Source organism: Campylobacter sp. RM9334 (assembly GCF_020138145.1).
Taxonomy (GTDB): Bacteria; Campylobacterota; Campylobacteria; order Campylobacterales; family Campylobacteraceae; genus Campylobacter_E.
The window spans coordinates 40,723-65,618 of record NZ_JACGAX010000003.1 but is presented as its reverse complement, the minus strand read 5'-3'; the positions used below and the strand labels follow the sequence as shown (position 1 = coordinate 65,618).

Genomic DNA, 24,896 nt, shown 5'->3' with positions numbered 1-24,896 from the left:
GATAAAAATTTAATCCATAATTTAAATTCTTTTGATTAAAAATATGTATTAAAGCTTGATAAAATCACCAATTTTAAAGTATTGCTCATAATATTCAGATAATTTTAAAACCCCTTCATTACCCATTACTAAGGCACTATCATTATGAATTTTAAGAGCAGAACCATATGGCAGAGCAAAAACAGAAGAATTTTGATTTAGCTTAAAATATTCATAAAGCTTCATTGAATATTCCCTATCTTGAGGGATATATTCAGTGATTATTTGGTATTTTAAAATACCTAAAGCTTTTAAATTGCTAGGGTATAATATAGGTAAATCATTGCAAGTTTTAATATCTTCTGATAATACACTAGCCCCAGCACCCCAACCAGCATAGGTTATAGAATTTTCTATTTTATCTTTTAAAATATCTAATAAATTTAGCTTTTGTAATCTATGCAAAAGAACAAATAAATTACCGCCACTTACCAATATCCCATCGCTATCGTTTAATATATTAATAGGGTCATTGTGTATAGAAACTATTTTTGAGTTTATTTTATTTTTAAGAGTTTTTTCGTATTCATCAAATCCATCAATTACTTGAGCATAAGGAACTAAAGCTATTTGTTTAGTTTTAGCAAAAAAATCATTTAATATACTAGCACACCAATCAAAAGAATTTAAGTTTTTATACCTATCACTGCTTAATAATAAAATATTTCTCATAATTTTTTCCTTTTAAAACTCATATCTATAACTAATCATACTTGTATAGTTTAAACTATCATAAAAATTATGATTTGAATTTTGCTTATCATAAATCAAAGCGAAACTCAAAGATTGATTATAATCTAATTTATAATCAAAAATACCAGAAATAATTATTTCATTATCTTTTCTTTTTGAATAATAAGATGAATCAACCTTTTTATAAATTGTATGATTATAACCAAAACTTGGCTTAAAACTAACTTTATTTAATATAGGAATAATAGCCCCGATTTTTATACCATAATTTTTAAAATCAGAATTAGCACTAAAACTATCTTTAGCATTTTCTAAATCATAATTTAAATTAAAATAATAAATATTATCATTATATGCAAAAACATTATTAAGACCTAAAGAATGATGAATAAAATTAGAATCTTTATCCATACTATCAGCAAATATTCCTTTAGATAAATCATAAGAAATTAAATATAAATAATTATCATTTACATTATTTTCATAATTAATACCCATATTTAAGCTATGCAAAAACGCAGCTCTTCTAAGTAATACAAAATCATAACTAGCATTTAAAGTAATTTTGTGATTATCCCTTATATAGCTTGGATTAATTGCTAATGTTAATACATTTAAATCAGGATAATTTTCGCTTTTATTTTTTAAATATTTTTTATTATTTAAACTCGCATAAAGCTCTGCAAAATAATTATTTCCTAAATCTAAATTATAAGCACCATCTATATTAAAATTAAAACTTAAAGAACCACTTGCTTTTTCATTTTTAAAATTTCTAATCTTCTCACCAACAAAATCAGTGAAATTATCATTGCCATAAAGCGGGTTTGTATCATAAGCAAAACCCAAATTAAGTCCTATAAAATAAGGCTTAGCAACTTCTTTTGTCAAATTATCTAAATTATTTAGCATATTATTAATTCTAACTTTTTGAGTAGAACTTAAATCCAAATTATTTAGCATATAATTTAATTCATCTCTCATAAGCTCTGGATTATTATTTTCATAATATAAATTAGCTATTGAAAATCTAGCTTCAATATTGTTTTCATTAATAATTAAAACCCTATCGTAAGCTGCAATTGCTTCTTTTGTATCTTTTAATTTTTCAGCACTTTTTGCCAAAATTAGGTTAAGTTTTTCGTCACTACAATCAATCTCACATTGAGCTTTAGCTAATTCTAAAGCTTTTTTATAATTTTTCTTATTAAACTCATCTATATAATTAGCAAAAGCAAGAGAGCTTATTAAAAATGATAAAATAATCTTTTTTATCATTTTTGAACTCCGTAAGTAGAATTTCTTTGCCTATTGTTTTGATAGTCTTTACCATTTAAATATCCCTTATTTGCATAATTTATTTTATTTTGTATGCAATAAGTATTGCCATTACATATTTTAATAATATCTTTAGATATTGAATTGGTATCTAAATCCTTTATTCTTTCATTATTGTATTTATAATTATTTTTATAATCTTGATAATTTTTATTTTGATAATATTCTTGTTTTGCTTTTATCATTTCTTCTTTAGAATTTAAAAACTCATTAAAACTTTCGCTATTTTTATAAGATTGTTTAGTATTTACTTGACTTTCTTTACCTGTATTAATAGTTTCAAATTCCTTAGGAACTATTTTTTCAATCTTAATAACCTTATCATTATCAAATCTTAATTGATTTCCTGCTTGAACTAAAGAAGTTTTATTTCCTACTTTAACATCTATTGCACCTTCTAAGCAACCTACTTTATCAACCTTTCCAAGACTTCCAACAAACACGGTTCCTCTAATTCCAATCGTTGCTGTTTTTGCTTGAAATTCAAAATTCTTTCTAGCTATTTTTGAAATATTTCCCGATATTACCTTAAAATGTCCGTTATTTACTTCAAGACTTACTTTTGATTTTTTACCATCAATTACATAATCTTTAATATTTAAAGTTGTATTTTTACCTAGCGTAACTATTGTATTATCTATGAATTTAATTTGTAATTTTGCATTATTTTTTGTGATTATTTTGTCATTTTCTTCTAAAATATCATTTGTTTTTGCAATTCTTTCTTTGTTGTCACTTAAAATTACAACATCTCCTCTTAATGTAACTATTTTTCCAATATTTGCGAAAAGTGAGCTTGCTAAAAACACAATTAAAGCTATTTTGTTCATATTTTCTCCTATTTTTATAATTTGATTACATTAAAACTACTTGGTTTTAATTTTTCTAATTTGATAATTCCTAAATTTTTATAGTGTAATCTCTCTCCTTTTTTTAAATTATATTTTTTACCGCCTACTCCAACTTCAATTTCTCCTGAAACACAATCAACAAAACCATTATTAACATCTCCACTAAATCTAGTTCCACGAATGCCAATGGTCGCTGTATTTGCTTGGAAAGTAAAGTTTTGTCTAGCTAGCTTAGAAATCTCTCCACTTACTAAATCGTAGCTTCCTTTTTTAGCTTTCAAATTCACTTTAGAATTTGCCCCATTAATTAAATATTTATTTATTTGTAAAGTTGAGTTTTTACCTAAAGTAAGAGTAGTGTTATCTATAAATCTTATTTGAACTTTTGCATTATTTTTAGTAAGAATAATATCGTTTTCTAATAGCTCATAATTTTTATGATTTACATTAATTGTTGATTGATTTCTTAAAACCTCAACATCTCCTACATAATTTACAATACTTCCAACATTAGCAACTAATGAAATTGAAAAAAACACCAATAAAAGCAAAATACGCATAATAAGTCCTTATTGAAAAATTAATCTATGATTTTATGAAATTAACATTAATTGAAAATTAAATATAAGAAAAACAAATTTTATTTTTAAAATAATAAAATTATAAATAATTCATCACAATAATTTTTATCTTATTGTGATGAAAGAAGATTAGAAGTTATATCTATATACTAGGTTAAAGCTATAATCTATGTTTAGATTACCTCCGAATGTTTTTTCAAATTCTAAGCCTATATTTGAACGATTATTTAGCTTATAAGAGCTTGATAAATTAACAAATGCTCTTGAATCTCTTTTACCATTATTAATACTTATAGTATCTAAATCTTTTATAGTTTTCTTAGAATTATTTACTAAATCACTAGCAAGTCCAACTCCTGCTCTAAGTGATAAATCATTTTTATGAAAACCTGTAAAAATAGCTGCTTTTAAATTAAGTGGGATAAAAGAATCTGATTGTAAATATAATTTTTTATCATTACTTGATAATTCTTGCTTACTTACATAACCTGTTATTAATTCAATTTGTGGTTCTAAATAAAAATTATTAAAATCTTTTCTATATCCAATCTCAGCACTAGCTAAAAAAGTATAAGAATTATTTGGTTTTAAAGAATTTGTAACTTCGTTTTGATTTTTAACATATAAATTAAAATCATTTTTATAATTTATATATTTTGCTATTACATCAAAATATAATCCATTATCATATATAGTGCTAGAGTATGCTCCAAAACCATAACCTTTTATACTGCCATCTAAATTATCACTTAAACTATATTTACTAGCATTAAAAATAAGCCCTGTGTAATTTACATAATTATTGCCTTGATTTAATTTATCAGCACCTAATTGCATTTCATAAAACTTAGTCTTATTTGCGTGTTCGTAAGAGCTTTGACCTGTATAAGCTCTAAACCAAATTCCAGCATTTGCATCTGTGTTATTTCTTAATTCCCCCATTCTTTTTTGCAAGTTATTCCATTCTAATACATAGCTAAAAAATACTTGATTTAACGAGCTATCAATCATTTGTGTAACTTCTTTATTTTCTTGAACGAAGAAATAATCTTTAACACTAGGCTTATTTAAATCATCGTTAGGTTTAGGTTCTGGCTTTGTTTCTGGCTTTGTTTCTGGCACAATAGGAGTTGTATTTTCAATTTCTTCTTTATTTACCTTTACTAAATACCAATTAGCTTTGCCATTTTCATTAACAAACTCAACATTAGGTGTATAAATACTGATATTTTCTTTATAATCAAGTGCTTTTAAATAATCATTATTAATAGTATTATTAGTATTTACAAGACTTGCTAATAAAAACTTATTAGCATTAGCTAAATCAGGTTTAATCATAAAAGTATTTTGCCCACCTAGTGTGCTTATACTTGATATTAGAGTATTGTTTAAACTAAACATAAAATTAGTCTTGCTAGCATTTAAATTAGCTACATTTATATTTGCATCAATATTTGCATTATTTAGCTTTAAAATAGAATTATTATCTTCTGTGATTATAGAACCACTAAAATTAGAATTATTCATAATGCTAAGAGTTGAATTATTTTTTAATTTCACATTTGCAGTCACTTCAATATCTTTTGCAATTGAATTAAATTCATTAGCAAAAGAAGTAAATACTAAAGAGCTATTTATATGATTTGCATCGTATTTATCAAGATAAATCAAATTCTCTCCTATGCTAAGATTTGATTTATCTAAAGTAATATTATCTGATGTTAAATTGCTATGTTTTAATATTTTAAAGGTTGAATTACTTAGATTTATATTATTTATTTTACTTGTTCTATTTTCGTATTCATCTTGAGTATTTGTATTAGGAGCAGTATTTACACCTAAAGAATTAGCTAAAGATTGATTTAGAAAATAAGAATGCTCTAAAGGATGACCTTGTAATATCGTAGTTCCACCATTTACACTTAATTCATCAGCTTTTATTTCTCCATCAAATACAAAAGTCTTAGAATTATTCAGTTTTAAATCAATATTATCACTAATTTGTCCGTGATAAACACCTATATCATTAGTGTTATTTATACTTAGAGTTGATTTTTTAGAATTTGAATTAATAATCTTAGTTCTAAAATCATTTGCTTGAATTTTATCAAAACTTAAATCAACTCCATTTAAATCCAAATATCCACCATTAAAAACTAAATTAGCATTATTAATTTGATTTGCATTAGTGATTTTTAGCCCTGCATTGTTTAGAAGATAAATTGAACTAAACGCTTTATTACTTGTATTTAAAATCGTTAGCCCTTCGCCACTTCTTAATCCACCTGCACTTTCTTTGCTAATTTCTAGCGTTCCTTTTCCCATTTTATGCAAATTATCATTAGCTGCTGTTTTTGCATTAAATTTAAGTGTCTTACCATCATCTATCACAACTCCACCCAATAAAACTTCTTCGCCATTTAAAGTAGAATTATCTTTAAAATAAAACACACTTGAGCCAAAATTTTCATTCTTATCTAGAGCAATACTTGCAGCTTTACTAAATACTAAATCTTTATTATTAGCACCATATTTATCTTTTATATTTTGATTAATTGTATTTGAATTGTAAGAATTACCACTTAAAGTAGCAGTAAAATCATTCTTAAAATCATTAATTATAAAACTATTTATAAGAGCATATTTTGTATAAGAGCAAGTTGTATTATCATCACCACAATCACTTCTACTAACTACTCCTACCACTAACCATTCTTTTTTCAAGTTATCCCATACATAAATAGCACTTCCACTATCTCCTGGAGCTGAAGTATTTGAAAAATCAAGCCTTACATCTTTATAATAATCCTTTGCACTTAAATGCAAATATCCTGTTTCTATTTTGCTTTTATCTTCATCTACATATAAAATTCCACCGGTTAAAAACTCTGAAGGATTAGCTACTTTTTTAGGAAAAATATTTGTATTAATATTACCAATTTTTTGAATTCCACTACCAGTTCTTGCATATACGCTAAATCTTTCTGGATTATTTAAAATTTCACCTTTTCCTATATTATTATCATCTTTTTCACCGCTTGTTTTAATATATTCTTTATAAGCATCAATATCCCACTTACTAGAACTATTTTTATTAAAATACTTATCTTGATAAATTACGGTTTGGTCGTTTTTTAAATTTTCACTAACATTTGTGTTTTTAAAATAAAATTCTTTATCAATTAGCTTTGCACTTTCATTGATATTTAATTTACTCATTTTAATTACAGCAAAATCTTTTAAGTCATCAACTTGAACTAATTCACTACAAGAGTTATTCCATTTAAGATAATCTTTAAAATTTGTATCACTTGCTACTACTTTTGATTTTACTAAGCCAAATTCATATTCTTTATCTTTTTGTATTAAATCTTTTCTATATGTAGGACTAATCATATGAGCTGCAGTGATTGCAAAAGAGCCACCTATATTAGTAAGCTCACCCATCAAATCTCCTGTAGTATTTGCTGCATTAAAACTTGGCATAGGAACTTTAAAATCAATAGTTTTTCCATAAATATCTGTAACTTCTATATTATTACCTACTTTAAATTTACCTTTATTATTTCCAAAATCTAAATAATCTTGATAAGCAAAATTAGGATTTACAACACCTGCAAATAAATTAACACTAAGTAAAATGGCACTATATTTCATAGTGGCTCCTTATATTAAAATTATGTTTTATAATAATATCAATATACTTTAAATTCTCTTTAAAGAATAATTTTTATTAAAGGAAAAAATATGAAATTATTAAGCATAGCTTTAGAAAATTCTGCAAATTCTCATCTAAAACATATATTAAAAAAATTAGATAATATAGAATTATACGGGATTTATGATATTAATTTAACAAATGAAATTCCTATTTTAAATTCTAATAATTATTGTGATTTTACAGAATTTAATGCTATGGGTTTTGTGCAGATTTTGCCACTTATTTTAAAAGCAAAAAAAGCTATAAAAGATTTGGTTCAAATAGCACTTAATGACAAAATTGAAAAGATTTTATTAATTGATTCTCCTGCTTTTAATATACCATTTGCAAAAGCCTTAAGAAAAGCAGGTTTTAAAGGCAAAATTATTTATTTTATCTTGCCACAAGTTTGGGCTTGGAAAAAAGGTAGGATTAAGGTAGTTGAGAGTTTATGTGATGAATTAGTTGGGATTTTGCCTTTTGAAAATCAGTATTTTAAAAAATCTCATTATTTTGGAAATCCAAGTAATGAAGCGCTGAAAGATTATTTTAAAGAAAACTCAAATTCTAAAAAATTAATAGCCTTTTTACCAGGTTCAAGAAAAAGCGAAATCAAATCTTTAATGCCGATTTTTAGGAATTTAAAACAAGATTTTAAAGACTATGAATGCGTAGTTTGTGTGCCAAATTTTTTAAAAGATAGATTAGATTTATATGGGGATTTAAGCGGCTTTACTATCTCATATGATACTAAGGCTACTTTAAAAGAATGCGAGTTTGCTTATATTTGTAGCGGGACTGCAAGTCTTGAAGCAGGGCTTATTGGAAATGCTTTTTGTTTATGTTATAAGGCTAAAATGATTGATTATTTCATAGCAAAAACTTTAGTAAAAATCAAATTTATTGGACTTTGTAATATTATTTTTGATAAGCTTAATTTGGGCGAATTTCATAAAGAATTCATTCAAAATTTAGATAAAACAGAGTTATTAAAAGCATTTGAAAATGCGAATAAAGATGAATTTTTAGAAAAATCAAAAAAATTAAGAGAATTAACTAAAGGTGAAATAGCAAATAATTTAGCAAAATTAATCAAGGAGTAATAGTATGGAAATGATGACACAAAAAGGATATGAAAAATTATTTAAAGAATTAGAGCATTTAAAGGTAGTTGAGCGTCCTAATGTGGTAAAAGAAATTGATATTGCAAGATCTCACGGAGATTTAAAAGAAAACGCTGAATATCACGCAGCAAGAGAAAAACAAAGCTTTTTAGAAGGCAAAATAGCAGAACTTAGCGAAATCTTAGCAAATGCTAAAATAGTAAATCCAGCAGAATTTAATCACGATAAAGTAAGATTTGGTAGCACGGTTTTGATAATGGATTTAAATACAGAAGAAGAAAAAACATTTAGCATAGTAGGAAATAGTGAAAGCGATTTAGATAAAGGCTATATTAGTATAAACTCACCTATAGCAAAAGCTATGATAGGTAAAGTTGAAGGCGATGAGTTTAATGTAGTATTACCTAAAGGTAAAGCTAGTTATGAAATACTTGAAATTTATTATAAAGAGCTTGATATTTAATGCTTGTATTAAAAGAAGGAGCAGTTTTTATAGCCGATGTGCATTATGATAGCACTAGGCTTGATTTTGTAGATTTTATAGATTTTTTAAAAAAGACTAATCCACCACAAGTAATACTTCTAGGAGATATTTTTAATCTTTTAATAGGTGGAATTTCAAGTTGTAAAAACGATAATTTAGATATTATAAAAGCATTAGATGATTTAGCTTTAAAAATAGAAATTATTTATTTTGAAGGAAATCATGATTTTAATTTAACTAAGCTTTTTAACAATGTAAAAATAATTAAAAATCAACCAATTTTAGCGACTTATAACGATAAGATTTTTGCTATATCTCACGGAGATATATTCTTGCCAATCATCACTCAAATAGCTTTAAGATTTTTAAGATTTAGCTTTGTAATTTTTATATTAAATTTATTAAATATTTTAAGTTTTGATAAAATTTATCAAAAGATTTGCAATCAACAAAAGGTAAAAAAGCTATATAAAAAATTAGATTTTTTTAAAAAATTAATGGAATTTAGAATTAAAAAATATAAAAGTTTTTTTATAAAAAAAGGCGTAAATATTGATTATATAATAGAAGGGCACTTTCATCAAGGAGATGAATATTGCTTAAAAAATATAAAATACAAGAATTTAGAAGCTTTTGCAAACGACCGAAGTTTTTTTATACTAGAATATGGCTTTATAAAAAAATATAACTTACCCAGAAAGGAGTAAATATGGCAGAAGATAAAGTCTTAAAGGCTGATTCTAATGAAATGGAACTTGTAGATTTTCGTATCTATAAACAAGGACAACATAAAGTCTATGAAGGAATTTATGGAGTTAATGTTGCTAAAGTTAAAGAAATCATAAAAATACCTGCACTTACAGAATTACCAGGTGTTCCTGAATATATTGAAGGAGTATTTGATTTAAGAGGAGTTGTAATTCCTGTAATAAATTTAGCTAAATGGATGAATATAATTGAGCCAAAAGATATGGTATTAAAACCTAGAATTATTATTGCTGAATTTTCAAATATTATGATAGGTTTTATAGTTCATGAAGCAAAAAGAATTAGAAGAATTAATGCAAGTGATATTAGAGGTTCTGATTTTTCAACAAATACAGGCGGATTTGATAAAAGTCAAATAACAGGAATTGCTAAGATTGAAAATGATGAAGTTTTATTAATCTTAGATCTTGAAAGAATTGTTGAAGAGCTTGGAATTTACTCTCCAAAAATTGATATAGAAGAAAAAGAAATCAAAAAAATGACAGGAACAGCAGTTGTATTAGATGATAGCTCAACTGCTAGAAAATTAGTTCGCGATGCACTTGATAAAATGGGCTTTAAAGTAATTGAAGCAAAAGATGGTGTAGATGGACTTAATAAAATGAATGAACTTTATGAAGCATACAAAGGCGATATTGCTAATCAAGTAAAAGTTATTATTAGTGATGTTGAAATGCCACAAATGGACGGATTTCACTTCGCTTCAAGAGTTAGAGAAGATATTAGATTTAAAGGTATTCCAATTATCTTCAACTCATCTTTAAGCAACGAATTTTCAACTCTGAAGAGTAAAGATGTAGGTGGAGATGCCTTTTTAACCAAATTTGATGCTAATGTATTTTACAAAGAAGTATCAAGAGTAATTGAATCATATATTAATAAGTAAGGAGCGTAAATATGGAAGATATGCAAGAGATATTAGAAGACTTCTTAGTAGAAGCTTTTGAATTAATTGAACAAATAGATCACGATTTAGTTGAGCTTGAGAGTAATCCTGAAGATTTAGAATTACTAAACCGCATTTTCCGTGTTGCTCACACAGTTAAAGGAAGTTCAAGCTTTTTAAACTTTGATGTTTTAACAAAACTAACTCATCATATGGAAGATGTTTTAAACAAAGCTCGTCACGGCGAATTACTAATAACTCCTGATATTATGGATGTTGTGCTTGAATCAATTGATATGATGAAAGACTTATTACATTGTATTAAAGATAATGGCAATGATACAGCAATAAATATGGATATTAGCTCAATTTGTAGCCGTCTAACTGCAATTAGCGAGGGTAAAATTTTAAGCGAAGTTAAGGCTGAGCCAAAAAGTTTAAATGAAAAAATTGAAGAATTAATTGAAAAAGATTCAAATAGTAATGAAGAAGAAGTAGATGTAAATTCTTTAAGTGCTGATGAAGTAGAAGCTGAAATTGAAAGATTATTAAAACAAAGAAAAGCTGAAGATAAAGCAAGAAGAGAAGAGAAAAAACAACAAGAAGCAGTGGTAGAGACTAAAAAAGTTGAAAAAGTAGTTGAAACACCTGTTGAAAAGCCGGTAGAAAAAATCTCTGAAAGAGCTAGTGAAAAACAAGATGCAAGAGAAGCTAGAAATGCGAAACAAGCACCTGTAGCTGCTGATAAAGGCAACTCATCAAATATGGAGCAAACTATTAGGGTTGAAGTAAAAAGACTTGATAACCTAATGAACTTAATAGGCGAACTTGTATTGGGTAAAAATAGACTTTTAAAAATTTATGATGATGTTGAAGAAAGATATGAAGGCGAAAAATTCATAGAAGAATTAAATCAAGTTGTAAATCAATTAAGCGTAGTAACAACTGATATTCAATTAGCTGTAATGAAAACAAGAATGCAACCAATTGCAAAAGTATTTAACAAATTCCCAAGGGTTGTTAGAGATTTAAGCCGTGATTTAGGAAAACAAATTGAGCTTGAACTTGAAGGTGAAGAAACAGAACTTGATAAATCAATCGTAGAAGAAATAGGCGATCCTATTATGCATATGATTAGAAATTCTTGCGATCACGGAGTTGAATCAGCAGAAGATAGAATTGCAGCAGGCAAACCAGAAAGAGGAACGGTTCAGCTAAAAGCATACAATGAAGGAAATCACATAGTAATTGAAATAGCTGATGATGGTAAAGGACTTAATGCTGAAGTATTAAAAACTAAAGGTATTGAAAAAGGAATTATTAGCGAAAGAGAAGCTGATAATATGAGCGATAAAGAAGCTTATGGTCTTATATTTAAACCAGGATTTTCAACTGCTAAACAAGTAACAAATGTAAGTGGTCGTGGTGTTGGAATGGATGTTGTTAAAACAAACATTGATAAGCTAAATGGTATTATTGAAGTAGATAGCGAGTTAGGAAAAGGAACGGTTATAAAACTAAAAATCCCATTAACACTAGCTATCATTCAATCACTACTTGTAAAAACTCAAGAAGAATTCTATGCAATTCCACTTGCTAGTGTTCTTGAAACGGTAAGAGTTGCTATTGATGATATTTATACAATTGAAGGCAAAAATGTTTTAAGACTTAGAGATGAAGTTTTATCACTTGTAAGACTTAGTGATTTATTTGGAGTAAAACAAGTACTTGAAAATAGCGAACAAGCTTATGTAGTTGTTGTCGGTGCAGCAGCTTCTAAACTTGGAATTATAGTAGATACTTTAATAGGTCAAGAAGAAGTTGTAATTAAATCTATGGGATATTATTTACAAAATATCACAGGAATTGCAGGCTCGACCATTCGTGGAGATGGTAATGTTACATTAATAGTTGATGTTGGTGCAATGATGGATATGGCAAAAGATGTTAAAGTAGATATTAAAGCAAGTAGCGAAAGTGGTGCTAAAGTTTCAAAAGAAAAACCAAGTGATTATGTAGTTTTAGCTGTTGATGATTCTCAAATTGATAGAGGAATTATGAAAAAAGCATTAGAACCACTTGGAATTAAAGTAATTGAAGCAAGCAATGGTGTAGAAGCTTTAAATATAGTAAAAAGCGGCGAACATTCAATAGATGGAATGCTAATTGATATTGAAATGCCAAGAATGGATGGTTACACACTAGCAGCAGAAATTAGAAAATATGCAAAATATAGAAATCTACCACTAATTGCTGTTACAAGTAGAACTAGCAAGAGTGATAGATTAAGAGGCGTAGAAGTAGGAATGACTGAGTATATTACAAAGCCTTATTCTTATGAATATTTAGAAAATGTAGTAAGAAAGAATTTAAAATTAGGATAATGTAATGGAAAGATTAAATCAAGTTTTAAATAGACAACAAGAACAAGTTAAAGGTGCTTCTGGTAGAGATGTAAAAGAAGAACAAATTAGACAATTAGTAGGATTTATGATTGATGAAGAAGAGTATGCAATTCCAATTCTAAGCATACAAGAAATCATAAAGCCTATTGAATACACTAGAGTTCCTAGCGTTCCTGATTATGTATTAGGAGTATTCAATATGCGTGGTAATGTAATTCCATTAATTGACCTTGCAAAGCGTTTTGGCTTGGGTAGTTCAAAACATACTCAACATACAAGATATATAGTTTTAAAGGGTGAAGAAGGAAATATCGGTTTTGTTATTGATAAATTAACAGAAGCTATCAAAATTAAAGAAAGTAATATTGACCAACCACCTGAAACTTTACTTAAAGAAAAAGGTATGATTGATGGAATTGGCAAGCAAGAAAATAGTATTTTAACTATATTAAAAGTTGAAGCTTTAATGAAAAGGGATTTTTAATGAGTGGATATAGCATTTGGTGTGATTTTATTGAAAATAGTTTTTTAGATAATGAATTTTTACAAATGCTAGCTAGTGGCACTATAAATGGTGCTACTAGTAATCCTAGTATATTTAAAAATGCAATTACTACTTCAGCATATTATAAAGAAAGAATTAAGCAATTAAATATAAAAAATAAAGAAGAATTATTTTTAACTCTAGCTTTAGAAGACATTAAAAAAGCAGCTATTAAAATGAGCTATTTATATGCAAAAGATAACAATAATGGTTTTATTAGTTTTGAAATAAATCCACTAAATAGCAATAATGCAGGTCTTAGTATTGCAGAAGGTTTGAAAATTGCTAATTTGATAAATATGCCAAATTTAATGATAAAAGTGCCGGCAACTAATGCAGGATATGAAGTTATGAATACATTGGCAAGTTATGGAATTAGCATAAATGCTACACTGATTTTTTCTTACGAACAAGCAAAAAAATGTAATGATGCAATAGCACAAGGTATGAAAAAATATAAAGCAAAAAATCCTAATGGAATAATTAATAAAGGTGTAGTTAGCATTTTTGTAAGCAGAGTTGATAGCTTATTAAATAATAGATTTAGCGTTAAAAACAAAATAGGAATTCAAAACGCAATTTATTCAGCATCTAAAGTAGATAATGAAAATATAAGAGCTTTATTTGCAAGTACAGGAACAAAAAGTAATGATTTAAGTAAAGATTATTATTTAAAAGAACTAGAATTTAATAACACTATAAATACAGCTCCAATTAATGCTATAAATGCCTATAAACCTAGTAAAACTATAAAGAATTTAAATCAAGAAATAATTTCAAATTCAAAAGATTTTATATTCTCAACTATAAACGAAATTGAGTATAATGCCGCTTGCAAAAAACTTTTAGAAGATGGATTAATCCAATTTGAAAAAGCATATATAGATATTTTAGAAAGTCTTTAAAGGTTATTAATGGAAATAGATTTAGAAAATATTCGTTGGGAATTAAGAGATAATTTAGATGGTTGGTTAAATACCTTAATTGAAGTTGGTGGAAGTGATTTACACCTTAGCTCAAACCTAAATCCAAAAGGTAGAGTAAATGGAGAAATTAGCGAAATAGCACCTGATATTATATCAAGAGAAGATATGTTAGATTTATGTAAAGCCCTAACAAGGGGAGATTTTACAAGATTTGTAGATAATAAAAATATAGACTTCTCTTATGAGCCTAAAAATAAAGATAAATTTAAATACAAAGGCTCTTTTCGTGTGAATTTATTTTTTACAATGAATGGACCTAGTGCTGTTTTTAGAACAATCCCTGATACTATGCCAAGTTTTGAAGCATTAAAACTGCCAGAAGTTATTAAAGATATAACAACAACAGAAACAAGGGGATTAATATTAGTTACTGGACCAACTGGTAGTGGTAAAACGACTACACTTGCTTCAATCATTGAATATATCAATCAAAACTACCATAGACATATTATCACTATTGAAGACCCAATTGAATTTAAATATAAACCTGCAAAATCAATAGTAAATCAAAGAGCTATAGGACAAGATGCTTTAAGCTTTCAAGATGCACTAAGAGCAGCTTTAAGGGAAGACCCTGATATTATTCTAGTAGGTGAGATGAGAGATTTAGAAACCATTGAAGTAGCAATGCACGCAGCAGAAACAGGACACTTAGTTTTAAGCACACTTCACACAATTAATGCACAAGAAACATTAAATAGGGTTTTAGGAATGTTCCCTAAAGAAGAGCAAAACAGAATTAGAAGTTCATTTTCTGGAGTATTAAAGGCTGTTATTTCTCAAAGATTATGTAAAACCACAGATGGAAAAAGAACAGCTGCTATTGAAGTTTTAAGAGGAAATGAGCGTATAAAAAGACTTATTTTAGAAGGTAGAGAAAACTCAATAGGCGATGTATTAAAAGAAGGCACAATGAAAATGCAAAGTTTTGACCAACATTTGCTAATGCTATATAAATCAGGAAGAATTACAGAAGAAGAAGCGTATGATAAAGCAAGTAATGCAAATGACTTGAAAGTATTAATTGATGGTTATAAATTTGGAGAAGCAAAAAAATCATCATCTAATGTAAGCACTGGTTTTCAATTTAAACTTGCTTCTCAAGAAGAATAATATTTTTATTAAACTTTTTATAGTATTATTCACACTTATTTTTTTTGAAAGGACATTTTATGTTAGAAGGACAAATTAGACAGAGTATTGGTAGAAAGTCAGCTAAAGCTGCTAGACAAGATGGTATGCTAATTGCTAATATCTATGGCAAAGGCGTTGAAAATATCCATGCGGTATTTAAAACAAACGAATTTATTAAAGAAGTTCGTAAAAAAGACGGATTAATTTTCCCTGTTAGTGTTGATGGTAAAACTTATGAAGTTGTAATTGTTGATTATCAACACCATCCTGTAACTAGCGAAATTAAACACGTTGATTTAAAAATAGCACTAAAAGGTGTTGAGAGCTTTTATATGGTTCCTGTAAAAGTTGTAGGAACTGCAAAAGGTCTTAAAAATAAAGGTGTATTAATTCAATCAAAACGCCGCTTAAAAGTAAAATGTAAAGCAGAAAATTTACCTAATTTCTTTGAATTAGATGTAACTGATTTAGATGTTGGTGATGCTTTATTAGTAAGAGATATTAAAGTTGCTGATAATGTAAAAATTATTGACGCTGGTCGTGTAGCTGTTGTTGGAGTTGAAAAAGCTAGATGATTTTAGTAGTAGGCTTAGGAAATCCTGGCGAGAAATATGCAAATACTCGCCACAACCTAGGCTTTATGTTAATTGATAAATTACTTAACTCTTCTTACACTAAACAAAATTTAAACTGCAATGGAGAACTTTATAAAAAACAAAATATATTACTACTTAAACCACTAACCTATATGAATAATTCAGGGGAAAGTGTAAAGAAAGTCGTAGATTTTTATAAACCAGAAAGAATAATTGTATGCCACGATGAAATGGATATAAATTTTTCTAAGCTAAAAATTAAAAAAGGTGGTAGTTCTGGTGGTCATAATGGATTAAAATCCATAGATAACTTTATAGGTAATGATTATGAAAGAATTAGATTAGGAATTGGAAAACCTGATTTAAAATATGAAGTTATTAATTATGTTCTTGACAATTTTAATGAAGATGAAAAAAAAGAATTAGAAAACTTCTTAAATTATTCAAAAGACGCTTTAGAATATCTTTTAGACAATGATATATTAAAGACTCAAAATAAATTTCATAATTAAACACTTTCAAATAATTAATAAAATCATTATTCTTAAATAATTAATAATACAAATATGTATTTAAATAGCCTAATATTTTAGTTATTGTAGTTTTGCCAAACTCATAAATAAATTACAATTTATAATAATCGTGATATAGACTTAAAATAAATCATACTTAAAACCTATTTAAAATGTTTATTTAAAAACAAAATTTTTCAAAATAAGATAAATTAAATTACAAATATAAAATTATTTATCAATGAATTCCATTGAAAAAATACTCATTAAATATTTATAAATGTTTAAAAAGTTAATTTTATGAATTTAAAAATATACTTATATGATTAAATCACAACAATAGAATTTATAAAAAACTTAACATATTCAAAATCTACATATATTTCTAAAAATATAAAAGTAAAAAATTAACAAATTCTCTAATTTGAACTATTTATAAAACACTTAGAAAATAATTAATTTAGCTAATTGATTATATCTAATAAGTTACTTTAATAACCTATAATCGCGACATTTTTTTAAAAAAAGGATTAAAGTGGCAGAGATAAAACTACAAGGACATACACTAAAATCATTTGACTTAAAAACAAAACCAATTATGCAAGAATACTTAAAGGATTTTGATGTTAATGTCAGTGATTATTCATTTTGTGCGAACTATATTTGGCTTTCTAAAGCTAGTGGATTTTATTCAATAATCAATAATACATTTTGCTTATTTGTTATGAATGGTGGAGAATTATCTATGTTATTACCACCACTAGGAAAACCTCAAGATTGTTATGATAGCATACCAGAATGCTTTAAGATTATGAATGAAAACAATACTTCTACATATTACTCTAAAATTGAATATGTTTGTGATAACTTCTTAGAAGGATTTATTACCCATACAAATGAAGGTGAAGTTATGTTTAGCTCACTAGATAATTATATAATAGAAAAAAAATTAGCAGATTATATATATGTAAGCGATGATTTAATAGAGCTTAGGGGTAATGCTTATCACACTAAAAGAACCGAAATTAATAAATTTAAAAGAGTATATCCAAATTATTTTTTACAGACATTAGATTGTAAAAAACATAGCGATGATATAAAAATGCTTTTTGATAAATGGGTAAGCGATAGGATTAAATATGTTCCTAAAGCTGAAGTAGATGCGTTTTTAGATGGAATTTATCAAGAAAGATTAGCGATTAAAAAATGCTTACAAGATTACGAGACATTAGGACTAGATGGCTTAGTAATTTATATTGATGATGAATTAAAAGGCTTTACAATAGGCGAAAAAATATGTAGCGATACAGCAAGTGTATTGATTGAAAAAACTGATTTTGAAACTTTAGGTTGTGCTCAATTTATATTTAGAGAGTTTTCAAAAGTTTTAAAAGAAAAATATGATTGTAAATACATAAATGTAGGAGATGATATGGGCTTTGAAAACCTAAAAAAAGTTAAAATGTCATATCGTCCAGAAAAAATCATACCAAAATACACAATATATCAAAAACTATGATTATAAAAGCTACTAAAACTCATTTAAAAGACCTTTTGCTAATTGAAGAAGAATGTTTTAAAAATGATTGTTTTAAGTTAAGTAAAAATAATTTCTTATATCACATAAAAAAAGAAAATATATTTATTTTTTTATGTGATAAAAAAGTAGCTGGATATATTATGAAGCTTACTTATAAAAATAGTATTAGAATATATTCTTTAGCGATAAAAGATGAATTTAAGGGTTTAAAAATAGGCACAAAATTATGCGAAGAACTAATTAATAATGCTAAAGTATTAAATAAAGAAAAGATATTTTTAGAAGTAAGAGTAAGCAATATAAATGCTATTAATTTATATAAAAAACTTCAATTTAAAGAAGAAAAAATCTTAAAAAATTATTATAGCAATGAAGATGGTATTAAAATGACGCTTATATTAAAGCCTAAAAATTAGGCTTTAAGTTTATTTTCTAATATGAGCATTTCCTATGATTTGATATTTTGTAGTTGTTAATTCATTTAATCCCATAGGACCTCTTGCGTGAAGTTTTTGAGTGCTTATTCCTATTTCAGCCGCATAGCCAAATTCCGCACCATCGCTAAATCTAGTGCTAGCATTTACATATAAAACTGCTGAATCAATCTCATCTAAGAACTTATTAATATTAGTATAATCTTGAGAAATTATCGCTTCTGAATGATTTGTGCTGTATTTTTGAATGTGAAGTATAGCTTCATTAATATCATCTACTATTTTAATAGCTAGTATTAAATCTTCAAATTCTTCTTCCCAATCACTCTCGTTTGCCTTTTTATAATTTTTTAAAAATTTCTCACACTTAGTGCAAACTCTAAGTTCTACATTAGGCATTTTGCTTTCTAATAAAGGCAAAATCTCACTAGCTATATTTTTATTAATGAGTAAAGTCTCTACACTATTACACACACCTGGTCTTTGAGTTTTAGCATTATTTATAATATTTATAGCATCATCTATTTTCGCATTATAATCAACATAAATATGGCAATTCCCTACTCCTGTTTGAATACAAGGAATTAGGCTATTATTTTTAACTTCATTAATCAAACTAGCACTACCCCTTGGAATTACCACATCTATATAATCATTCGCCCTTAAAAGCTCTTTTACTAAATCCCTGTTAGTATCACTTACAATCTGAACGAAATTCTCATCTAAATCAAACCTTTTTAATACCTTTTGAAAAATTGAAACTAAAAATAAATTAGTATTTAAAGCTTCCTTTCCACCCCTTAAAATCACTACATTAGAACTCTTAAAACATAGTGCAAAAGCATCTACGCAAACATTAGGACGAGATTCAAAAATAATAGCAACTACTCCTAAAGGCACCTTAATTTGCTGCATTTTTAGACCATTTTCTAAAGTCTTTCCAAATACCACCCTACCCACTACATCATCAAGTAAAGCGACATTTCTTAAAGTGCTTATCATATTATTTATTCTATTTTCATTAAGTCTTAATCTATCTACAAAAGCACTTTTTAGATTTGAATTATCATTAATATCTTTAAGGTTTGCTTTTAATAAACCATCAATATTTGCAAGTATTTCATCAGCACAAGAATTTAAAACTTCTTTTTTAATACTTGAATTAAGCTTAGCTAATTTAGTCTTTGCATTTTTTGCATTCTTGCATAAAATATCAATCATTTTTACTCCTTATCAAAAATAGTTCCTATATCAGCACCACTAATTAACTCGCTAATATTCATAGGATTAGAGCCGTTTAAAATAGCCATTCTTACACCATTTTTAGCACAATTACTTGCAGCTTGTAATTTTGTCTTCATACCACCTATACTAAACTCACTACCTTTATCTCCGCCCATTTGCATAATCTCATCTGTGATTTTTTCTACATAAGAAATTCTTTTTGCATTAGGATTGTTCTTAGGATTTGCTGTATAAAATGCGTCTATATCACTTAAGATTATTAACAAATCAGCCTTGATTAGACAAGCAACACTAGCTGAAAGGCTATCATTATCACTAAATTCAATCTCATAAGTTGAAATAGTATCATTAGCATTAATTATCGGGATAATTTCGTATTTTAATAAAGTATTTAAAGTGTTTTCAGTATTTTGTTTTCTTTGCTCTATTTCAAAATCATCTTTAGTTAGTAAAACTTGTGCTACAAATGAACTAAAATTAGCAAATGCGTTTTGATAAATATGCATAAGCTCTGCTTGACCTATTGCTGCTGCTGCTTGTTTTTCCATAGTAATTGTAGGTCTTTGCTTAAAGCCAAGTTTTTTTGAACCAACCCCAATCGCACCTGAAGTAACCAATACAACTTCTTTTCCTTGATTTTTCAAATCAGCTAAAACCCAAGCTAACTTATTAATTAATCCTAAGTTTAAATTACCATTTTCATAAGTTAGAGTTGAAGTGCCAACTTTGATTACAATTCTTTTGCTATCTTTTAAATTAATTTTTAAATTCTCATTCATATTTTCCCCTTATTTAGAAGAATATTAAATACTTTAAATTAATGCTTAAATATAAAAATTACAAATGAGAATTTAAAATGATTAGAATATAAAATAATAATATTTTACCCCTAATATTAGGGGTAAATTTTAGTAAAATATTATATGAACTTTTTGACTTCCATGAACTCCAAAAACGGTTACAAGCTCAATATCAGATGTTCTACTAGGACCTGCAATATATAAAATATTAGTAGGTAAAATCTCATTTTCAGCTTTTATTCTAGCAAGACCACTAGCAAGTGAAGGCTCAATTTTTGTTTTATCAAGTAGCATAATGCAAAGCATTGGAGCAAGGCTTAGCATTCTTGGTTGATTTGCACTTGATTTTATACAAGCAACCCCATGTGAGCTAATAGCAAATTCTACATCAATTACTGAAAAATCACTATGAAAAACTTCACTTCTTAATTCTTCTACGCTTTTATCAAAACAAACTTTTTTACTTGCATTTATTTTTTCTACATCAGCACTTAGGCTTTTTGGATAAATTAAAGATGAATATCCATAAGAGCTTGTGATTTTGTTTATTTCATCATAAACATTGTCTAAGCCACTAACTTCATGAACTTCAAATTTGTTTTCACTCATTTTAGTTTTAGTTTCTTCTAAAGGATTATCGCTTTGTTTTATATGCACACTTGGGTCTATACTTTTATCATTTAACTCGTGTCTTACACCACATTCAATTGCATTTAAAATCTGATTTCTTGAGCGATTGCTTATCTCTTCAATTCTCTTATTCATAAGAAACTCCTTCTAAGTTTTCTAATTCTTTATAAATATTTCCTTTAAGTTCAGGTAAGTCTTTATAAGTAGCCCAATTTTTAAGCACAGGTAGGCTTGTTCCTAGACTTTGTAATAGCCAGTTAAACTTACTTGCGTTACCAATAGCAACTCTCCACATTTTTGGACTTGTAGCAATATCAGCAAACTTAGCAAATCCATAGCTTTCCATTGCACTATGCTCTAATTCATTTGCACCTAGTGGAGCATTGTCCCCAGCTTCACCTATCTTATCACGGCGTAATTTTCTAATCATACTATCAAGTGGGATTTTTACAGGGCAAACTTCAGAGCAACGACCACATAAAGAACATAAACTTAAAATATCTCCATGCTCTTTCATACCGAATAATTGCGGAGATATAACTTCTCCAATTGGCCCAGGATAAACAGCATCATAACTATGACCGCCGATTTTATCATACACAGGACAAAAGTTCATACAAGCACCACATCTAATGCAGCGTAATGCTTCATAATAATCTTCGTTACTTAAAATATTTGTTCTATGGTTGTTAAATAATATTATATGCACTTCTTTAGGACCATCTAGCTCATCAGCTTTTCTAGGGCCTGTAATAATATTGTTATACGCAGGGATAAATTGTCCTGTAGCAGATGGAGTTAATAATGTATCAGTTGTAGCTGCATCAGTAAAACTCTCTACTATTTTTTCAATTCCACAAATTGCTACATGAATAGTTGGAGCAGTTGTGCACATTCTACCATTGCCTTCGTTTTCAATCAGCCAAATAGCACCTTCACTTGAAATTGCAAAATTTACCCCGCTAATTCCCATTTGCAAACCTTCAAATTCATTTCTTAAATGAGTTCTAGCAATTGCATTTAATTTTTCAGGCTCACTTTCTTTAGCTACGCCTAATTTTTCGCTAAATAATTCTCCTATTTCATAACGATTTTTATGAATTGCAGGGACAACTATATGAACAGGAGTTTCATTACCTAATTGTAAAATCAGCTCTCCTAAATCAGTCTCAATTGCATTTAAGCCTTTGTGTTCTAAATAGTGATTTAAGCCTATTTCTTCACTAGCCATTGATTTGCCTTTTAAGACTTTACTGATTTTCTTTTCCATCATTAGCTCATAAATTATCTCACAAGCATCTTCTTTAGTATTTGCAAAATGCACTTTCATTCCATTTTTTGTAGCATTTTTTTCAAATTCTAATACCCTATCTTTTAAGGTATATAAAGCATTATTTTTAGCTTTTTGTGCTTTTGTTCTAAGCCCTTGCCAATCTTGAAATTTTGCATTTATTAGGTTTTTTCTTCTATCTTGTAAGGCGTGCATTGCAGAGCTTACATTTTCTCTCATTTGTTTATCAGCTAATTTAGTTTTAATTAATTCACTATGATTTTTCATATCTTTTCTCCTTGCATTCTAGCAGCTAAAAAGTCATATAAATGATAAGTTTTGATATCAAGACCCATTTTTGCAATAGTTCCACGAATGTTTAATAAACACCCACCATCAGCTGAAATTATAACCTTTGCTCCACTTTCAACTATATCATTTACTTTTGCAGTTGCCATAGCGTTTGAGATTTCAGGCTCTTTTACACTAAAAGTCCCACCAAATCCGCAGCATTCTTCTTCATATTTAAGCTCAACTAATTCAACATTTTTAAGACTTCTTAATAAATTTTTAGAAGCTTCAATGCTTTTTTGCACTCTTAAAGCGTGGCAATTGCTATGCCAAGTAACCTTAATAGGCTCTCCTTTATCTTCTATCTTAAATCCGATTTGTTCTAAATATTGACTAAGTTCTATTACTTTTGAGCTAAATTTTTTAATTTTTTCATAATTTGCATCGTCTTTAAAAAGCTCAACATAATCATGGCTCATCATACCACCGCAACTTCCACTAGGAATTACTACTGGCAAATCTTCACTAAATAATTCGGCATTATATAAAGCTACTTTTTTAGTATCTTTAAAATATCCTGTGTTATAACTTGGCTGACCGCAACAGGTTTGATCTTTTTTAAAAATCACTTCAACTCCAGCACTTCTTAAAAGCTTAATAGAGTTTAAAATAGTATTCTGCATAGCAGCACTTGCTAGACAGGTCGCATAAAAATATACTTTTTTTTGCATTTTTAACCCTTTTTAATAAAATGATAATTTATTATATAACTTTAAAAATATTAAAGGGTTAAAATGGTTTTTTATGCGATTATTTTTTTAAATGTGTTGATTTATTTACTTGAATTTTTATTTGGTAAATCTGTATTTATAAATAACTTTGCACTTTATTATGGAAGTGATTTTTATACATTTTTTACCTACTCGTTTTTGCACGGAGATTTTGAGCATATTTTTATGAATATGGTAATGCTTTTTATGCTATCTCAAATTCTTAGATTTTTAAATATCAAACACTTATTAATTGTATATTTTGTAGGTGCAATTATTTCATCTTTGGGGTATTATTATTTAATGATAAATATGGGATATTATAATTTCATTTTACTTGGAGCTAGTGGAGCTATTAGTGCTTTAATGGGCTATGCTGCAATTATTTTAAGACAAAATGGATTTTTAATAGCTATTGTAGTAACTAGTATAATTTCTGCTGTGATTTTTCAAAATATTGCTTGGCAGGCTCATATTTTTGGTGCTATTTTTGGCATAATCTATGCTTATGGAATTTATTTTTTAAGGAGATAGAATGAAAAATTTTTTAAAAGGTTTTAGCTTATGCTTTAGTTTATTTATATTCTTTATATTAGGATTAATATCTACTAAAATTTATGAGTATTTAATAAATAAAGATGAAATTGTTATTGAGCAAACAATAGAAGTAGAAAAAAGATTAAATTATGATTCTTATATTTCAAATCCAAAATTTACTATGACAAAACAACTTAGTATAAAAGAAAATCTAAATGAAAATGAAAAGAATGAAATAGAAGAATTGTTCTCTAAGGTATTAGAAAGAGTAAAAGAAAGTAATTTATGTGAAGGTGGAAGCTATATATTACAACCTAATATAGCCTATCAAGATGGAATGAATATTCCAAATGGTTATAAATTTGATTCTGCTTTAAGATGTGAGTTTAAAAAAGAAGAATATCAAAACTATAAGAATTTATTAAAAGATATAGATAACATACTAGCTAATAATGAGTATATTACAATTAATTCTCCTGCCTTAAATCTATCAGTTAGTAAAGAAGAAATAAGCATAATAAAACAAGAATTGTATGATGAAATATTTAAAAAAGCTATAGGTATAAAAGATAAATATTCTAATCTTACAAATAAAATTTGTGAAATAAAATCAATAAAACATTATGAAATAGCACAAAATCAAATATTAGGTGCTGATTACAAATACGATGATACACCAATAGAAAAAGATAGTAATTTTAAACTAAACGCTACTTTAGAATTAACTTGCAAATAAGG

General features: G+C 27.1%; 24 protein-coding genes. 14 read left to right on the top strand and 10 right to left on the bottom strand.

Going from position 1 to position 24,896, the window contains the following annotated elements; all coding sequences use genetic code 11:
• Positions 1-48: 48 nt before the first annotated feature.
• The 5 genes from AVBRAN9334_RS02185 to AVBRAN9334_RS02165 all read right to left on the bottom strand — a co-directional run bounded on the left by AVBRAN9334_RS02185 (position 49) and on the right by AVBRAN9334_RS02165 (position 7,159).
• Positions 49-711 carry a Type 1 glutamine amidotransferase-like domain-containing protein gene (locus tag AVBRAN9334_RS02185; protein ID WP_336606899.1) on the bottom strand — a complete coding sequence of 221 codons (663 nt, stop codon included), beginning with the start codon at positions 709-711 and terminating at the stop codon, positions 49-51.
• 12 nt (positions 712-723) lie between these two features.
• On the bottom strand, positions 724-2,010 hold the full coding sequence (locus AVBRAN9334_RS02180; protein ID WP_336606898.1) for a porin family protein: 1,287 nt from the start codon (positions 2,008-2,010) through the stop codon (positions 724-726).
• Entirely contained in the window at positions 2,007-2,900 is an 894-nt protein-coding gene (locus tag AVBRAN9334_RS02175; protein ID WP_214120307.1) for a FecR family protein, read from the bottom strand. Before AVBRAN9334_RS02175 ends, AVBRAN9334_RS02180 begins: the two co-directional genes overlap by 4 nt.
• Before the next feature lie 14 nt (positions 2,901-2,914).
• Positions 2,915-3,481, bottom strand: a complete 567-nt coding sequence (locus tag AVBRAN9334_RS02170) for a FecR family protein (RefSeq protein WP_336606897.1) — start codon at positions 3,479-3,481, stop codon at positions 2,915-2,917.
• Between the two features lie 150 nt (positions 3,482-3,631).
• Positions 3,632-7,159 (bottom strand): autotransporter outer membrane beta-barrel domain-containing protein, encoded by a 3,528-nt coding sequence (locus AVBRAN9334_RS02165; protein WP_336606896.1) that lies wholly within the window; start codon positions 7,157-7,159, stop codon positions 3,632-3,634.
• Positions 7,160-7,249: 90 nt separating this feature from the next.
• Here AVBRAN9334_RS02165 and AVBRAN9334_RS02160 point away from each other — a divergent pair, with 90 nt between their 5' ends.
• The 12 genes from AVBRAN9334_RS02160 to rimI all read left to right on the top strand — a co-directional run bounded on the left by AVBRAN9334_RS02160 (position 7,250) and on the right by rimI (position 18,597).
• Entirely contained in the window at positions 7,250-8,305 is a 1,056-nt protein-coding gene (locus AVBRAN9334_RS02160; protein ID WP_336606895.1) for a lipid-A-disaccharide synthase, read from the top strand.
• Between the two features lie 4 nt (positions 8,306-8,309).
• On the top strand, positions 8,310-8,789 hold the full coding sequence (greA, locus tag AVBRAN9334_RS02155; protein WP_239802743.1) for a transcription elongation factor GreA: 480 nt from the start codon (positions 8,310-8,312) through the stop codon (positions 8,787-8,789).
• On the top strand, positions 8,789-9,517 hold the full coding sequence (locus AVBRAN9334_RS02150) for a UDP-2,3-diacylglucosamine diphosphatase (RefSeq protein WP_336606894.1): 729 nt from the start codon (positions 8,789-8,791) through the stop codon (positions 9,515-9,517). Before greA ends, AVBRAN9334_RS02150 begins: the two co-directional genes overlap by 1 nt.
• Positions 9,518-9,519: 2 nt before the next feature.
• On the top strand, positions 9,520-10,464 hold the full coding sequence (locus AVBRAN9334_RS02145; RefSeq protein ID WP_214116629.1) for a chemotaxis protein: 945 nt from the start codon (positions 9,520-9,522) through the stop codon (positions 10,462-10,464).
• Between the two features lie 11 nt (positions 10,465-10,475).
• Positions 10,476-12,848, top strand: a complete 2,373-nt coding sequence (locus tag AVBRAN9334_RS02140; protein ID WP_336606893.1) for a hybrid sensor histidine kinase/response regulator — start codon at positions 10,476-10,478, stop codon at positions 12,846-12,848.
• 4 nt (positions 12,849-12,852) lie between these two features.
• On the top strand, positions 12,853-13,353 hold the full coding sequence (locus AVBRAN9334_RS02135; RefSeq protein WP_214116625.1) for a chemotaxis protein CheW: 501 nt from the start codon (positions 12,853-12,855) through the stop codon (positions 13,351-13,353).
• Positions 13,353-14,318, top strand: a complete 966-nt coding sequence (locus AVBRAN9334_RS02130) for a transaldolase (RefSeq protein ID WP_336606892.1) — start codon at positions 13,353-13,355, stop codon at positions 14,316-14,318. Before AVBRAN9334_RS02135 ends, AVBRAN9334_RS02130 begins: the two co-directional genes overlap by 1 nt.
• Before the next feature lie 9 nt (positions 14,319-14,327).
• On the top strand, positions 14,328-15,512 hold the full coding sequence (locus AVBRAN9334_RS02125) for a type IV pilus twitching motility protein PilT (RefSeq protein WP_214116621.1): 1,185 nt from the start codon (positions 14,328-14,330) through the stop codon (positions 15,510-15,512).
• 59 nt (positions 15,513-15,571) lie between these two features.
• Positions 15,572-16,108 carry a 50S ribosomal protein L25/general stress protein Ctc gene (locus AVBRAN9334_RS02120; protein WP_214116615.1) on the top strand — a complete coding sequence of 179 codons (537 nt, stop codon included), beginning with the start codon at positions 15,572-15,574 and terminating at the stop codon, positions 16,106-16,108.
• Positions 16,105-16,641: an aminoacyl-tRNA hydrolase gene (gene pth, locus AVBRAN9334_RS02115; RefSeq protein ID WP_336606891.1), complete on the top strand. Its 537-nt coding sequence runs from the start codon at positions 16,105-16,107 to the stop codon at positions 16,639-16,641. The genes AVBRAN9334_RS02120 and pth overlap by 4 nt, the downstream gene beginning before the upstream one ends.
• Positions 16,642-17,176: 535 nt before the next feature.
• A complete protein-coding gene (locus AVBRAN9334_RS02110) occupies positions 17,177-18,160 on the top strand; it encodes a DUF2156 domain-containing protein (RefSeq protein ID WP_336606890.1) in 984 nt (327 codons plus the stop codon).
• Complete coding sequence (rimI, locus tag AVBRAN9334_RS02105; RefSeq protein WP_214116611.1) at positions 18,157-18,597, top strand: ribosomal protein S18-alanine N-acetyltransferase; 441 nt, start codon at positions 18,157-18,159, stop codon at positions 18,595-18,597. Before AVBRAN9334_RS02110 ends, rimI begins: the two co-directional genes overlap by 4 nt.
• Positions 18,598-18,606: 9 nt before the next feature.
• Here rimI and AVBRAN9334_RS02100 read toward each other — a convergent pair whose 3' ends face one another.
• The 5 genes from AVBRAN9334_RS02100 to AVBRAN9334_RS02080 form a co-directional block, all read right to left on the bottom strand.
• Positions 18,607-19,836 carry a glutamate-5-semialdehyde dehydrogenase gene (locus AVBRAN9334_RS02100; protein ID WP_214120358.1) on the bottom strand — a complete coding sequence of 410 codons (1,230 nt, stop codon included), beginning with the start codon at positions 19,834-19,836 and terminating at the stop codon, positions 18,607-18,609.
• Positions 19,837-19,838: 2 nt separating this feature from the next.
• Entirely contained in the window at positions 19,839-20,639 is an 801-nt protein-coding gene (proB, locus tag AVBRAN9334_RS02095; protein WP_214116606.1) for a glutamate 5-kinase, read from the bottom strand.
• 129 nt (positions 20,640-20,768) lie between these two features.
• Positions 20,769-21,425, bottom strand: coding sequence for a LutC/YkgG family protein (locus tag AVBRAN9334_RS02090; protein ID WP_214116603.1), 657 nt, complete (start codon positions 21,423-21,425; stop codon positions 20,769-20,771).
• Positions 21,418-22,848 carry a LutB/LldF family L-lactate oxidation iron-sulfur protein gene (locus tag AVBRAN9334_RS02085; protein ID WP_214116601.1) on the bottom strand — a complete coding sequence of 477 codons (1,431 nt, stop codon included), beginning with the start codon at positions 22,846-22,848 and terminating at the stop codon, positions 21,418-21,420. Before AVBRAN9334_RS02085 ends, AVBRAN9334_RS02090 begins: the two co-directional genes overlap by 8 nt.
• Positions 22,845-23,582, bottom strand: a complete 738-nt coding sequence (locus AVBRAN9334_RS02080) for a (Fe-S)-binding protein (protein WP_214116599.1) — start codon at positions 23,580-23,582, stop codon at positions 22,845-22,847. Before AVBRAN9334_RS02080 ends, AVBRAN9334_RS02085 begins: the two co-directional genes overlap by 4 nt.
• A 63-nt stretch (positions 23,583-23,645) precedes the next feature.
• Here AVBRAN9334_RS02080 and AVBRAN9334_RS02075 point away from each other — a divergent pair, with 63 nt between their 5' ends.
• Positions 23,646-24,155 (top strand): rhomboid family intramembrane serine protease, encoded by a 510-nt coding sequence (locus AVBRAN9334_RS02075; RefSeq protein WP_214116597.1) that lies wholly within the window; start codon positions 23,646-23,648, stop codon positions 24,153-24,155.
• Between the two features lies 1 nt (position 24,156).
• A complete protein-coding gene (locus AVBRAN9334_RS02070; RefSeq protein ID WP_336606889.1) occupies positions 24,157-24,894 on the top strand; it encodes a hypothetical protein in 738 nt (245 codons plus the stop codon).
• The last annotated feature ends 2 nt before the right edge of the window (positions 24,895-24,896 follow it).